Origin of the sequence: Methylobacterium sp. E-045 (assembly GCF_022829685.1) — a bacterium.
Classification (GTDB): Bacteria; Pseudomonadota; Alphaproteobacteria; order Rhizobiales; family Beijerinckiaceae; genus Methylobacterium.
Map to the genome: position 1 here is coordinate 1 of NZ_JAKSYE010000057.1, position 326 is coordinate 326.

Consider the following 326-nt stretch of genomic DNA (forward strand, 5'->3'; position numbering starts at 1 on the left):
GCGGGGGCTCGCTGGAGAGACGTTCCGCGATGCCGTGGTCGAGGTGCACCATGCACGGGATCCGACAAAGATCTGGATGCATCGTATTCGCAGCCTTGTCGTGACTGAGGCGGAGGGTCGTCCGACGGGCCTTGCCCTCATAATGCAAGACGTGAGCGATCACTACGAGGCGGAGGAACGATGCGAGAGCATGTTCCGGGCAAATCCAGCCCCAGCCGTAGTGTGCCTGCTCTCCGACCTCCGCTACGTGAAGGTCAACCAGGGCTTCATCGACCTGACTGGCTTTAAGAGCGATCAGGTGCTCGGTCGGACGTTCACAGAGATTG

General features: G+C 60.4%; 1 protein-coding gene. It reads left to right on the top strand.

The annotated features are described in order from the left end of the window. A partial coding sequence (locus MKK51_RS07525) for a PAS domain-containing protein (protein ID WP_243976064.1) occupies nucleotides 1-326 on the top strand: 326 nt, incomplete at both ends.